Source organism: Ureibacillus massiliensis 4400831 = CIP 108448 = CCUG 49529 (genome assembly GCF_000772965.1).
GTDB classification, from domain to species: domain Bacteria; phylum Bacillota; class Bacilli; order Bacillales_A; family Planococcaceae; genus Ureibacillus; species Ureibacillus massiliensis.
The window spans coordinates 1-13,902 of the sequence record NZ_JPVQ01000004.1; the positions used below are offsets into that span (position 1 = coordinate 1).

General features: G+C 32.8%; 14 protein-coding genes. 12 read left to right on the forward strand and 2 right to left on the reverse strand.

The genetic code is table 11. From position 1 onward, the window contains the following. Positions 1-704 precede the first annotated feature (704 nt). A complete protein-coding gene (locus CD30_RS03645) occupies positions 705-1,922 on the reverse strand; it encodes an MFS transporter (RefSeq protein WP_036172588.1) in 1,218 nt (405 codons plus the stop codon). 185 nt (positions 1,923-2,107) lie between these two features. Here CD30_RS03645 and CD30_RS03650 point away from each other — a divergent pair, with 185 nt between their 5' ends. The 9 genes from CD30_RS03650 (at position 2,108) to CD30_RS03690 (ending at position 9,181) form a co-directional block, all read left to right on the forward strand. Further along, complete coding sequence (locus CD30_RS03650; RefSeq protein WP_036172590.1) at positions 2,108-2,884, forward strand: MerR family transcriptional regulator; 777 nt, start codon at positions 2,108-2,110, stop codon at positions 2,882-2,884. Positions 2,885-3,408: 524 nt separating this feature from the next. After that, positions 3,409-3,636: a hypothetical protein gene (locus tag CD30_RS03655; RefSeq protein WP_036172592.1), complete on the forward strand. Its 228-nt coding sequence runs from the start codon at positions 3,409-3,411 to the stop codon at positions 3,634-3,636. 77 nt (positions 3,637-3,713) lie between these two features. Next, positions 3,714-4,064 carry a VOC family protein gene (locus CD30_RS03660; RefSeq protein ID WP_036172883.1) on the forward strand — a complete coding sequence of 117 codons (351 nt, stop codon included), beginning with the start codon at positions 3,714-3,716 and terminating at the stop codon, positions 4,062-4,064. 638 nt (positions 4,065-4,702) lie between these two features. Further along, the gene (locus CD30_RS03665; RefSeq protein ID WP_036172594.1) at positions 4,703-5,257 is read left to right on the forward strand and encodes a hypothetical protein; all 555 of its coding nucleotides are present in this window, start codon (positions 4,703-4,705) and stop codon (positions 5,255-5,257) included. A 161-nt stretch (positions 5,258-5,418) separates the two neighbouring features. Beyond that, entirely contained in the window at positions 5,419-5,853 is a 435-nt protein-coding gene (locus tag CD30_RS03670) for a DUF4362 domain-containing protein (RefSeq protein WP_036172596.1), read from the forward strand. Positions 5,854-6,091: 238 nt separating this feature from the next. Further along, entirely contained in the window at positions 6,092-6,994 is a 903-nt protein-coding gene (locus CD30_RS19395) for a hypothetical protein (protein ID WP_052126031.1), read from the forward strand. Positions 6,995-7,039: 45 nt separating this feature from the next. Beyond that, the gene (locus CD30_RS03680) at positions 7,040-7,384 is read left to right on the forward strand and encodes an MmcQ/YjbR family DNA-binding protein (RefSeq protein WP_036172598.1); all 345 of its coding nucleotides are present in this window, start codon (positions 7,040-7,042) and stop codon (positions 7,382-7,384) included. A 421-nt stretch (positions 7,385-7,805) separates the two neighbouring features. Further along, the gene (locus CD30_RS03685; RefSeq protein ID WP_036172600.1) at positions 7,806-8,141 is read left to right on the forward strand and encodes an ArsR/SmtB family transcription factor; all 336 of its coding nucleotides are present in this window, start codon (positions 7,806-7,808) and stop codon (positions 8,139-8,141) included. 41 nt (positions 8,142-8,182) lie between these two features. Next, the gene (locus tag CD30_RS03690; RefSeq protein ID WP_036172603.1) at positions 8,183-9,181 is read left to right on the forward strand and encodes an NADP-dependent oxidoreductase; all 999 of its coding nucleotides are present in this window, start codon (positions 8,183-8,185) and stop codon (positions 9,179-9,181) included. 482 nt (positions 9,182-9,663) lie between these two features. Here the strand turns inward: CD30_RS03690 and CD30_RS20280 are convergent, their stop codons facing one another. Beyond that, the gene (locus tag CD30_RS20280) at positions 9,664-9,840 is read right to left on the reverse strand and encodes a hypothetical protein (protein ID WP_170215803.1); all 177 of its coding nucleotides are present in this window, start codon (positions 9,838-9,840) and stop codon (positions 9,664-9,666) included. A gap of 376 nt (positions 9,841-10,216) precedes the next feature. Between CD30_RS20280 and CD30_RS03695 the strand changes: the two genes are divergently transcribed. The 3 genes from CD30_RS03695 (at position 10,217) to CD30_RS03705 (ending at position 13,664) form a co-directional block, all read left to right on the forward strand. Continuing rightward, positions 10,217-10,492 carry a hypothetical protein gene (locus CD30_RS03695; protein WP_036172605.1) on the forward strand — a complete coding sequence of 92 codons (276 nt, stop codon included), beginning with the start codon at positions 10,217-10,219 and terminating at the stop codon, positions 10,490-10,492. A gap of 473 nt (positions 10,493-10,965) precedes the next feature. Next, positions 10,966-12,168, forward strand: coding sequence for an iron-containing alcohol dehydrogenase (locus tag CD30_RS03700; protein WP_036172607.1), 1,203 nt, complete (start codon positions 10,966-10,968; stop codon positions 12,166-12,168). A gap of 35 nt (positions 12,169-12,203) precedes the next feature. Next, positions 12,204-13,664 (forward strand): CoA-acylating methylmalonate-semialdehyde dehydrogenase, encoded by a 1,461-nt coding sequence (locus tag CD30_RS03705; protein WP_036172609.1) that lies wholly within the window; start codon positions 12,204-12,206, stop codon positions 13,662-13,664. The last annotated feature ends 238 nt before the right edge of the window (positions 13,665-13,902 follow it).

Consider the following 13,902-nt stretch of genomic DNA (forward strand, 5'->3'; position numbering starts at 1 on the left):
AAGGGTTTGGGAGAAGGGGGGAGTTACCGTTTATTTTTGACAACTACATTTATCAAGTACTTGTTACTTCTTAGTACGAGGCTAGCAAGAAGTAACAGGATATGTTCATAAATCCTTATAAGCTTCGTTTTAAATACAAATATTTACATTAAATCCATAATATATTTATATATATGGATTACAATTTAAATAACTCCAATAAGGAATATATTGGTACCAGTCCTAGAAAAGAGGTCTTCCCTATGTTAATATTTTGTGTTATGTACACGCTGTACCGGAGAATCTGCTCAATTTATTGTTGTTGAATCTCTTTATTTAGCATGTTACCACCATCTTTTCTTATTATAAACGTAGACGAAAAAGCCACCTAGAACGGTGATATTATTTTCAATATCTTTTTATTCAATAAATGAGGGGCTGTCCAAAAAGTCCCAAAATTATAAACAGGTGAATGGGAAATTTGTTTTTCTCATTCACCTGTTTTCTATTTTCTTCAATTGATAGTGGTAGGCTTTCTTGTTTTGTGATTTTATTTATGTACATAAAAATCGTCTCACCTTTCTTATTGTTGGTTTGGTCACTTACAATTATAGAAAAGGGGACGATTTTTTCATTAATAATTTTTTTTGAATTTTTATACAAACGAGGCTGCCTATAGTGGAAAAATCACCACTTATGGGATAGCCCCTTCTCTTGAAGATAAATTAATACCTAGACTTGTAATTTCTAAAGGTCTGTCCTCTCCATAAAATGGCAAGAGCGATAATTAATCCAACAATAGAAAAGGACAGAATGATTAATTGAATATCAAATCCTCTAGAAACGAGTAAAGTTACACTTGCATAGGCAAGCGGATCAAACCCGTTCATTGCTAAGAAGACAATACTCATGACTCTTCCCATAATGCGGGGATCAGTATCTTCTTGTGCTGAAGTGAAAAATGGGATTGAAACAAATGTCATGGTAAATCCAATTAAGAACGCTAATGCTGTCAAAATATACAAATTAGGGATTTGACTAAATGCTATAGCCACGATTAATGTTGCAATTAATCCAGCAATCGAGGTTAATCCCCTACGGCGTATTTTGATCATACCGATTATTACTGTACTTACTAGCATCCCAACCCCTAAAGCAGCATCAATATAACTAAGGTTAATGGGTGTCCCTCCATACGTTTCCACTAAAATTGGGATTGCAATGGATATCGCTCCGAAGGCAAAGAAGTTTAACGTAATTAAAATAAGGATACCTGTAATTAAAAATTTACTTGCTTTTACATAAGAAAACCCTTCTATGAAATCTTTAAGCGGTGTTTGTTTAATGGTATTGTCTACGGGACCTTCTTTTAAGAAAGGTGGAAACATGAAAAAGGCAGACAAAAGAACAATAATAGCCGAGACTAAATAACCAGTTGTTACACCACCGAATTCCATTACACTTCCAGATATCATAGGTCCAATAACAAAACCAATCTGACCCAATCCCTGAATAACGGCATTTGCTTGATGTATTTGGTTTTTCTGTACTATTTTCGGGATTAATGAGGTCCCAGCCGGTCCAGAAAACGCATCTAATGTTCCAAAAATGAGTCCCAAAATGATAAGGTATACAAATGTTAATTGATTTGCATTATTCAATAAAAATAGGATAACTAGTAGAACTCCTTGGATTGAACTCGTGCTGAACATAATTGTCGTCTTCTTAAATTTATCAGCGAGAACCCCACCAAATGCCATCATGAGAATACGTGGCACAGTAATGGCAATAAGTATAATACCCAATGAACTAGCAGAACCTAAATCAGAGATGACAAACCAAGTTGTTGTCATGAAAAACATGCTAAAACCAATAATCGCTAAAAAACTACCGATAAATAAAAATAGAAAAGAGCGATTTCGAAATAATGATTGTTGTTCCATACATAACCTTCCTCTCAAACTTAATCTAGAACCAATCATAGATTGTTACGTTATGTCGTAAGCAAATTTTTTTTAATAAAAAATATTCTGTTTTAGTTTCGTTAATTTATATTAGTGAATCTATTAATAAGTGTATTGATTGTGACCTTACGTAACAGTATATAATTTAGTAGGGTGGTGTTAACATGGAAGTAACAATTGGTCAGTTTGCAAAATTAGTAGGTTCAACGGTGAGAACATTACGGTACTACGATAAAATTGGGTTACTTACCCCGAAAAATTTAAATCAAAATGGTCGAAAAGTATATACACGATTAGACTGGGAGATTTTTCAGAAAATAGTGATTTTCAAAAATCTGGGTCTCTCTTTAAGTGAAATAAAAGAGCAATTGACTAATGAGAAGTTAAGTAATCGAGAGTTATTGCTGGTACAGAAGCAGTTAATTACGAGAAAACAAGAAGAGCTAAATGATATTTTAGAAGTAATTACAAGAATGGATCGGTTGTATAACCTTGAAGGTATTTCTGAGGAAGAATTAGATGAATTTGCTTTTATTATGCTTGATTTATTTATGCGGGAAAAAAGACAAATCCAAGCATTAGAAGAATATTTTATAGCTGACAAGCAGCTCATGAAAGAAATAAAGTTGCTTCATGATCCAGAATATAAGATGAAGATGGATAGAGAAACATGGCATTTAATTCAAGCGATTAAAAATGCTATTCAGTATAATGATTCTACAAGCAGAAAAAAAGTACGAGATATTCTGAACAATATGGATAACATATTTCCAGCGAGTAGAAACTTTTTAAGTCTTATTAATGATGATATTTTTTTTGCCAAGTACAATCAGGAGTTTAATAATTATTTTCCTGAAAACATAGCTAGATATATATATAATGAGTTGAAAACGTATTATGATGATAAAGAAAATAGTGAAGGTAAAGATAATAATGAGTAAGATAAAACACTAATTGAAAAGTAATGACTCTCAAGAGTCTTTGCACCACTAAACTGAGGGTTAGTTTGATCGATTATAGAAAATAATTAAGCTTTATTTCAAAGCGACATATGAGTAATTACTAATGCTATTATAAATTTTAAATTAAATTTGTCATTAATAATTTATAAGATTTAGTGATATAAAAACCTTGATGTTCAGGGTTTTTTATTTTTATAATTTTCTGCAAATTGGTATGTTATGAATAATTGCTGTTAATTTCTAATTGATTAAACTAAATTTTAATACTGACACTTATTTACGCCTTAATTTTACCGGGAAATTAGATATTAAAAATCACTGTTACTGTTCTATGTGTTTAATGTAAGAGCCTAATTCTTTAAGTTATTTCTATATCAAGTATACTTACATTAGAAAGTATTTCCAGAAATAGAATTCCTATGGATTTAAAATTAGGTTTCTAACTTTGGGGAAGCGGGTTATTATATAAAATTTATAAAAATGTCAGTGAAAGTGTGGATAGAATGGCATTAATAATAATAGAAAACTTATTGAAACAGGAAGGGAACCGTACTGTTTTAAAAAATATAGATTTGATTATAGAAGAAAAATCTAAGATCGGTGTTAAAATGTCCAGCGAAGAAAGTAAAGTACTTTTTGAACTGATATTGGGGAATTTAATTCCTTCTAGTGGTCATATTCGAAAAGAAACAAATTCGATATTAGTTGAAAACAAAGATGATGACTTATAATCTTTTCCCCTGAATGTTTCTCTCTGTTCGAAACAACTTTTTAAATATTATTTAATAGCAACTGGGAGGTGGTAATAATAAAGGTTAAACGAATTGTTGCCAATGTAGAGACGCAGGACATTTCTAAAGCAAAGCAATTCTACGAGGAAATACTTGGACTTGATCAATTAATGAATCACGGATTTATTGCAACCTACGGTACTCATGAGAAAATGGCCATTGAAATCAGTTTCCTTTCTGAGGGAGGATCTGGAACAGTAGCACCTGACTTGTCAATTGAAGTTGATGATCTTGATACAGCACTCACCCGCATAAAAGAAGCTGGGATTCCTATTGAGTATGGACCAGTTGATGAGCCTTGGGGGGTTCGTCGCTTTTATGTAAGAGATCCATTCGGAAAGTTAGTCAATATTCTTACCCATCTATAAACAAATGATATTTCAGACTTGTTGAATCTTCCTCAAAAAGGTGCATTGTGGTGTAACACAAATAGCAAATGATCAAACTTTTTTATAAAAATCAAAACTTAATCTGCTGGATAAGAGTCCATTTTGATCAATCTTTTTTTCAAAATGGATTCTTTTTATTTGTCGTAAAATATTGGTCTGAGATGTGTTTTGGATCAAACTTTATTTCAAAGCTACAGGTTGTTGAATGACAACAAAGTCGGGAACTAACATTAAAAAACTCAATCCAAAATTTTAGTTTGAGTGTTTAGTTATTTGAAAAAGGATTATCCAATTATTTGGAAAATATGATATTGTAAGATTAAGGTAATATTTTTGTATTAAAAGCTACAATTCTTCAACTAAAGCTAAGGGGCAAAAAAGTGCAATAAGTAATTGGGGATTAATGTTTAAAACTTACTATGTTTTTTTATTATGGTTCACGTTTGGTAATGAGGTTATTAGACATCAGATACTTAGATATGGTCTTCATTAAAAGTTCTTATTAATTCAAGGGTAGCGTTTTCTGAAATAGTCAGGAACACTTTTTACTAACGTCTCTGGTTATTTCGACAAAGATATTGAGAAAATAGTGGTGTTCATGGGAAGTAGGGGTAAAAATGAAAGTAAAAAGATTAATAATTGTCGGGCTGATTTTATCAATCTTTCTCAATTTATATTTCTTTCAACAAGTTAATAAAAGTGATGAAGAGTCGAAGTTAGCGATGTTTGAAAAAGTTCATGATGGAATTACTTATTCATATAATTTCGGTAAGACTTTGCAAAGTAAATATAACGATATTTCTATAAAGGAACAAGCGGAATATTTAACTGCTATGTCTTGGAGTTTGCAATTATCTACTCATACATTAGAAATTGTTGAACCAAAAGATGAAAGATATAGAGAACTAGCTAACTTATTCAGTGTTTATAGTCACATTCCTTCATACGAATTAGGGGCTGAAAATGTATCAGATGAAGAAGTCTTGGAATTACTTGATATTTGGTTAACTGACGTGAAGTTTCTTGATGAAAAGCTGGATTACAATCAATTAGCTAAGATGAATTACACGGAACTAAGTGCATATTGGGAAACGTTACTACCCGATTTAAAATACCAGAATGATGATTTAATTAAATACAAACAATCATTCAAGATGAAGGTTGATTATTGATGTCCAAGAAGGTTACTCGCTCCTATTTTGTTATCGAGTATTATTTTAACAGCTTATAATTTTTTATTATAGTAATGTTTGTAAATTGTTTAAAAGAACAACCTGTATTAATTCACCAATTTTATGATTTAAAATTAGTAGAATTGTCTGGAGGGAATAATATGAATAGGTTCCTATTGGCAACAATTATTATTTTGACTTTATTTAGCGCTACTGGTTGTTCAAGTGGAGCATATTCTTATGATGAAGCGATTAAAAGAGGGGATATTGTTTATCAAGTGCAAGTTGAAAACTTCGAAAGGTTCGAATTGTTTTTAAATAACCTTTCTATTAAAAAAGAAGACAATATTCGTATTACAGGATTTACTCACGAGGGGGATCCTATATTCCAAGACTTAGAATATGATGGAAAAGTTATTCATTATACTCGTGACAATTCGTTTGATGAATATGCTGGAGAAGGAAAAGGGGTAGAAAGAGATGTATGTACAAAAATAATAGAAAAGGAGTCGGAGCAAGGCGATATAGATTATTTATTAAGTGGCTGTACAAAAGGCTACGATCTATTTCTTATAAATCTAGATAAAGATAATTAAAAATGAAATTTAGTTAACCTGTATTAAGGCTTTAACACGTGCTCGGTTACCATCTTTTTTGTAAGGTTGATAAATCAGAAAAGTTACCAACCTAAAATGCTGTGAATATTTTTATTAACGTATATGTGGAATTTAAGTGAGATTGTAAACGAATGTACTTCCATAAACGATGCAGCTTACTCTTAGAAGAACTTGAAACTTTAGTATCTATTAATGGACGAATATACGAGGGGGATTTATGAAAAAAATATATGTTTTATTTATCGTAATTAGTTTTGCATTGGTTGGATGTTCTCAAGAACAAAAATCCCAATCCGTTACAACAAATAGTTCACTTCACAACTATGATTTCGAGATGATAAATGAAGCTTTAAAAAATCATCCTGAGTTTCCAAAATTAAATGCAAATGATTCTATAACAAAAGAATTTGAAAACGGAGATAATACCTTTAAAGTAACATACACATCAAAAACAGATGCAAATTTACACGGACCAACAGTTACCACTGATCCAAAGAATAGAGTTTCAGAAGTGTGGACAGAGGAATCATCAGCTGATTATTATATAACTCTGATACAAGAATTGGAAACGGATGGAGATAATGTGAAAAGTTACTGGAAGTATAAGTACATGCCTCAAACCAAAGAGCTTGGATTAGTCGAAAGTGAAGATAACAGTAACGTAATTAGTACCACTACTCGAAGCATGCCAAAAGAAATGCCAACTGATTTTGATTTTTCTATTAAATTCGGTGTTCAAAAAAAGAATGAGATTACTACCTTTGAAGGCACAGTGACCAAAGATTTAATAGCGGATGGTACTGTAAGTACTGAGTTAACCTTAACAGAAGAAGAAATGAAAGATATTTATATGAAAATGAAAGAAATTAATATAGCCGAACAGAAAGTTCTTACACCTGAACCTATAAACGGAGCTGTTTGTCTACAAAAACCGTACGAAGAAGAAGCGTGGAAAATTATGATCAACGGCGAAACGATAACGCATTTTATTTCAGGGGAATACTGCGAACCAACGAATGATGCAAAACAATTAATTGATTTGAGAAAATATGTTTTTAATATAATTAAAAATAAGGATACGTTTAAATCACTTCCAGAGTCCAAAGGTTGGTACGAATAGTTATTCAACTAAAAGGACGGCTATTTTTGAAATGAGGTAGTATCAATGAATATGAATGAGATTATAAAACATTGTTTATCATATCCGCATTCTTTTGAAGATCACCCATTTGGAGAAGGATGGACCGCAATTCGGCATAGGGAAAATAAGAAGATTTTTGCTCTTATTTTTAATCGTAATGGTCATCTGTGTGTAAATTTGAAATGCGATCCCGATTATGCCGGCACTTTACGAAACACATTTGCAGATGTTCAACCAGGTTACCACATGAATAAAGACCACTGGAATACTGTGATTCTTGATGGGGATTTACCTAAAGCTGAAATTTATGATATGGTGAAGCATAGCTTTGAAATAACAAAACCAAAAAGTAAAAAAGCGTATATTTGAATTGACGGATAGAACCGAGCGAGATGATATATAGTACAGTAATACTCTCATATCTTATCATGTTATTTGTTTTCATTGCAGGTTACATAACAAAAACAAATATTAATGAAATAAGTTATCGTATTAGCTTGAAGAATATAATTATTACGCTATCGGGATATAATGTTTTACTAGCAAATGGCAGTAAATACTATCTTAATAATCGGGCATTTTCCTTGAATAAGGAAAGTGTTTTTTTATATGGGATCCATTATGAAATAAGATGTGATATGTAATGAGGGAATAAAATTTGTATAAAAGATGATTCGTCTCGATTTTCTTTCTCAATATTGCAGCAAACTTAACAATATTATATTGTTGTGTTCAGTCATATGGTTCGTCAACTTAAACGATTCGACTAACTATGGGAGGTTTTCATTGAATGGATAAAAAGAGCCAACTAAATCGTATTAAAGATGATTTTATAAATTCTCAAAAAGTATTACAGGCAATTGGTGATGAAACCCGTCAATCAATCTTGTTAGTTCTAATGGCAACGGATTGTCAAACAGGATTGCGTGTAGGGGAAATCACTGAGCAAACACATCTATCCCGGCCTGCTGTTTCTCATCATCTTAAGATTTTACAAGAAGCCGGTGTTATTTTAAGACGTAAGGAAGGGACAATGAACTTTTATTTTATTAATATACGTTCAAAAATAGGTTTACTAAAAAATCTTGTGACGGATATAGATAAGTTTTTGGAAGATTTTTATTAAATTTAAGGGGATATAAAAACACATTATTGGAGGAACACGCAATGAGAGCGATGGTTATAGATAAATATGGGAAGGTCACAATGCGTTTAGCTGAAATTCTAACACCTGAAATAGGTGAGTATGAGGTGCTCGCAGAAATTCATGCAGCGAGTATTAATCCTATAGATTTTAAGATACGTGATGGAAAAGTGAAGTTGTTGCTTAAATATAAAATGCCTCTTATTCTTGGGAATGATTTTTCTGGTGTCGTATCAAAAGTTGGCGCAAAAGTAACTCGGTTTAAAGTTGGTGACGAAATATACGCACGTCCACGAAAGAATAAAATTGGTACTTTTGCTGAATATATTGCTGTTAATGAAGATGATATTGCCTTAAAGCCTAAAAATTTAACCTTTGAGGAAGCAGCATCGATTCCATTAGTTGGGTTAACTACATATCAAGCGTTTAAAGACATCTTACAATTACAAAAAGGACAAAAGATATTAATTCAAGCTGGAGCTGGTGGTGTCGGTACTTTTGCAATTCAACTGGCAAAATTAATGGGGGCAACTGTTACAACGACAGCAAGTGTTGCAGGTATGGAACTAGTAAAGTCTCTTGGTGCAGATGAAATGATTAATTACAAAACAGAAAAATTTGAAGATATATTAAAAAATTATGATGCAGTATTTGATACAGTTGGGGGCGAAATACTAGAAAAATCTTTTAAAGTTGTCAAAAACGGAGGGAAAATTGTTTCCGTTTCGGGATTGCCGAATGCCCGCTTTGCAAAAGAATATGGTTCTGGATTTTTTAAAACATTGTTGTTTTCATTAGCAAGTAGTAAAATTACTGCACTTGAAAAAAAGCATAATGTCCAATATACATTTTTGTTTATGGAGCCAAGTGGAGAACAATTAAGTAGTATTGCAAACTATATTGAATCAGGTAATATCAAACCTGTAATAGATAAAGTCTTTACTTTTGATGATGCTCAAAAGGCGATGGAATATGTTGAGTCTGGCAGGGCTAAAGGGAAAGTAATATTAAAGCTTAAATGACTTTGAATAGTCATTTAAGTTACAAAATAAAAGTAAGTAACTTTATTAAATAACATTTTTTGAATAGTTATATATTTGTATTACATTTAGGTGTATTTAATAATAAATGTATAATGTATTTAAATAAACGGTGAAGTTAAAGGCGGGTTAAAATGCCAAATCATGATGAAAGAACTAATAAACCTTTTAATGATGCAATGGAATATTTAAATAAATAGAGGGCTATCCGATTAGCAAAGGTGGAAACCTCCCATTACCGATAAAGATAATAGGCTATATTATGTTCGGTGGAATTTTCGGTGGAACAGCTCTATTAATTGTAATAAGTTTAATAATAAAGATTTTTAACTAACGAGCATTATAGCTAGTCCAATATTCGCTATTTTGTTTGCCTTTATACTTCCGTTAATTCCTCAAATAACAAAAAAGGCTGGAAACAGTTCATATCCAACCTTAGTAATAATTCTACCTATGACTGTAGACTAAGATTTGATGCTTTTTTCCATTGCATCTTCCCAGCTTGGAAAATAATACAATGCATTTTTCATTAACTCTGGATTTGACTTCTTTACCTGTTTCTTTCGTAGTGGCTGTCCTTCTTTTTTTACTAACTCAGCAATTTTACTCACAACTTCTTCAACACTCATATTTGCTTCCATTTGCAATCCTCCCTTTTCGTTTTCAGTATTATTTTTTCCCAATTAATAAAAAAAGATACAATTCTGCTTCAATTAAATAAAAAGAAATATAATGGAATATAAAAGTTTTGTAATTCATAGAGAAGAACTGATGAAGTCAAATGGTAAAAGAAGCGTGTAATAAATTTTAGTGAAATAAGTACCACCACAAACATTAGGGACTATAATAAAGTTTTCACATATTCGTTTTCATTTCGTTTTAATTTTCATATTTTTATATTTACTGTTAAAATGAAACTGTAATATATTTTCCTTAATAGTTAAAAAATTACATATTATTTTAAACTAGCATATTGAAAGAGCGTAAATATAGAAAAATAGGTGAGGGGATTGACGGATGAATAAGAATTTTGTATCACTAGCTCTTGTTTTTTTTGGAATCTGTTTTGTTTTCGGTTCGTTTTATATTTCTGAAGCTTTAACAAAAATTTCATATAATTTACAATCAGATACCATTTCTTATACAGAAAACCCCAATGACTGGGAACTTATAGTGGTTAATGAAAGAGACTTAATTTTATTTAATTCGGAAAACGGGCAATACTGGATTAAAGATATAGAAAAAAATGGAGCATCAATAGATTGGGAAAAAGGGATCTTACCAGAATTTTGAGCAAAATTATAAACTTAATGTTCAGACGTATTTCTATCAATTAGAAATGTGTCTTTTTTTCATTCAAGTACAAGTTGGTTAATAAAGTAATCTTTAACATCGCATTTGTAAGAGCTTTCATAGATTAATTGCCCCTATCTACTAGAATCCAACGTTCACCAATAACAGTCTATTCGAATGTAATTTGTAATATAATCCACGAAATTTATAAACTCTTCCACCTACTTTCATTTCAATTTTCTAACTGCTTTAAAGCACTGGATACTTTGAATAACTCGATTCTGAATGTATTAGAAGCTTCATTTGAATAATTTAATGTGAAGTGAAGTTAGTAAATTAGTAGATGAAGCATAAATTTAAAATTAGATTAATACTTTAGAAGAAAAAGAACTATTAATAAATACTATGTCTTTGGATTATCTCTTTTTTACACATTGTTTTGAAAATGTAGAGAAAGTACAAGGGGGAAATATATGAAATCATATTCGGAGTTTTCTATACCGAATTCCGTTTTTTATGGGAAAAATGCTTTATCCCAGCTAGGGGAACAAGTGAAAGCTTATGGAAAGAAAGTACTTTTAATTAGTGATCGTATTATCGAAAAAATAGGCCATGTAAAAACATGCCAGAACATTTTAAAGGAGATTGAGGTATCTTACGTTTCATATCTAGATGTTAATACTGAGCCGACAGATTTACATGTCGACCGTGCACTTCAACTTTGTTTAGCAGAACAATGTGACGTGATTGTTGCTATAGGTGGAGGTAGTTGTATTGATGCTGCTAAAGCAGTTGCAGTGTTAACAACAAATGGAGGTTATATTGGGGATTATATAGGGGGGAAATCTCCAATTAAACAGAGACCTATTCCACTTATTGCGATTCCAACAACTGCTGGCACTGGCTCTGAAGTCACAAACGTTACAGTCATTACAAATACGAGTGAAGATATAAAAATGATGATTAAACATTCAGCATTTTTACCAAAAGTAGCAATCGTGGATCCGATGCTTACGACATCTTCTCCACCGACTGTTACGGCAGCAACTGGAGTTGATGCACTTTGCCATGCAATAGAAGCCTATATCTCACGTCGTGCACAACCGCTAACAGATACGCTTGCTCTTTCTGCGATAGAAGCAATTTTAAGTAATTTAAAGGTAGCCTATGATGACGGGGAAAATACTGACGCAAGAGAAAAAATGGCAATTGCTTCTATGCAGGCGGGTATCGCATTTAGTAATGCTTCCGTCACACTTGTTCATGGAATGTCACGTCCGATAGGGGCATTGTTCCATGTACCACACGGTGTTTCAAATGCGATGTTGCTTCCTGGAGTGCTTGAATATACGAAGGATTCAGCTATTGAGAAATTAGCATCAATCGGACGGATAATCTCTCCAGAATCAACAACATTAACGGATACAGAATTAGCTGATCTTACGATTAATAAAATCAAACAGCTTTGTAGTGACTTAAATATCCCTAATTTAAAAACATGGGGAATTGATGAACAAAAATTTCAACAAGTGCTCGATAAAATGGCAACGGATGCAATTGCAAGTGGTAGCCCAGCAAACAATCCGAAAGTGCCAACGAAGCAAGAAATTATTGACCTATACAACTACTGTTATCACTATAATTTTTCAGGAAAACCAAACACGCTTACTTCTTGATGACCTACCATATTAATTAAAAAGGAGAATGTAAAATGACAAGCACAACGAATACAAACGTAATGAAAAACTATATTGCTGGAGAATGGGTGGAATCATCTACAAGTCGTACAGAGCCAGTCTATAACCCTGCAACGGGAGAAGTCATTGCAGAAGTACCTCTATCAACAAAAGAAGATGTTGATAGAGCTGTCCAAGCGGCGAATGAAGCATTTAAAGGCTGGTCCAAAACACCAGTCCCACAACGTGCTCGTATCCTGTTTAAATATCAACAATTATTAGTAGATAATTGGGATGAACTCGCAAAATTAGTGACGATTGAAAACGGGAAAAACTTTAACGAAGCATACGGGGAAGTACAGCGCGGAATCGAATGCGTTGAATTTGCAGCAGGTGCTCCGACGTTAATGATGGGTAAACAACTTCCCGACATTGCTACAGGAATAGAATCTGGCATGTATCGTTATCCAATTGGTGTTATTGGGGGTATTACGCCTTTCAATTTCCCAATGATGGTGCCTTGCTGGATGTTCCCGCTTGCCATTAGTTGTGGTAACACATTTGTTCTGAAACCATCTGAACGTACGCCACTTTTAGCTGCGAGATTAGTAGAATTATTTGAAAAGGCTGGATTGCCAAAGGGAGTATTAAATATCGTCAACGGTGCGCACGATGTTGTAAACGGTCTTTTAGAACACAAACTTGTGAAAGCTATATCCTTTGTCGGTTCTCAGCCAGTAGCTGAGTACGTGTACAAAAAAGGAACTGAAAATTTAAAACGCGTTCAAGCTTTAGCTGGTGCAAAAAACCACTCAATAGTATTAAATGACGCAGATTTAGACAACGCAACAAAACAAATTATCGGGGCGGCTTTTGGTTCAGCTGGTGAACGTTGTATGGCAGCCTCAGTAGTGACTGTACAAGAAGAAATTGCAGATGAATTGATTGAGCGCTTAGTCGATGAAGCAAATAACATCGTCATTGGAAACGGATTAGAAGAGAACGTATTTTTAGGTCCTGTCATTCGTGAAAGTAACAAAGTACGTACACTTCGATACATCGAATTAGGTGTGGAAGAGGGAGCACATTTAGTTCGTGATGGGCGTAAAGACGAACAGGTAAATGGAAATGGCTACTTTGTAGGGCCAACAATTTTTGACAATGTCACGCAAGAGATGAAAATTTGGCAAGATGAAATTTTCGCGCCAGTACTTTCCATTATCCGTGTAAAAACTTTAGCTGAAGCAATCGATATAGCAAATAGTTCTCGCTTCGCAAATGGGGCTTGCATATACACAGATAGTAGTGCTAGTGTGCGTGAATTCCGTGAAAATATCGAGTCTGGTATGTTAGGAGTTAACATAGGTGTACCAGCACCAATGGCGTTCTTCCCATTCTCAGGCTGGAAAGACTCTTTCTACGGTGATCTTCATGCAAATGGGACAGATGGGATTGAATTTTATACAAGAAAGAAAATGGTAACAGCTCGTTATTAAGTATGTATTTTCGGAAGTAACTCAAAAGCCATAAATTCATAAATTATAAGTTCAATATAATAAAAATTGCGCAGAGAAAAGAGTAAACAGGTATTACTCTTTTCTTTGTCTTTTATCTTAAATTAACTATTGACCATTTGTGCGACATACCACTTTCACGAATAAATCCTTAATCAAATGAAGGATTACAAAAAATATGGTCACTTGAATGCCATTTAATGATTACATAGTTGAAGAG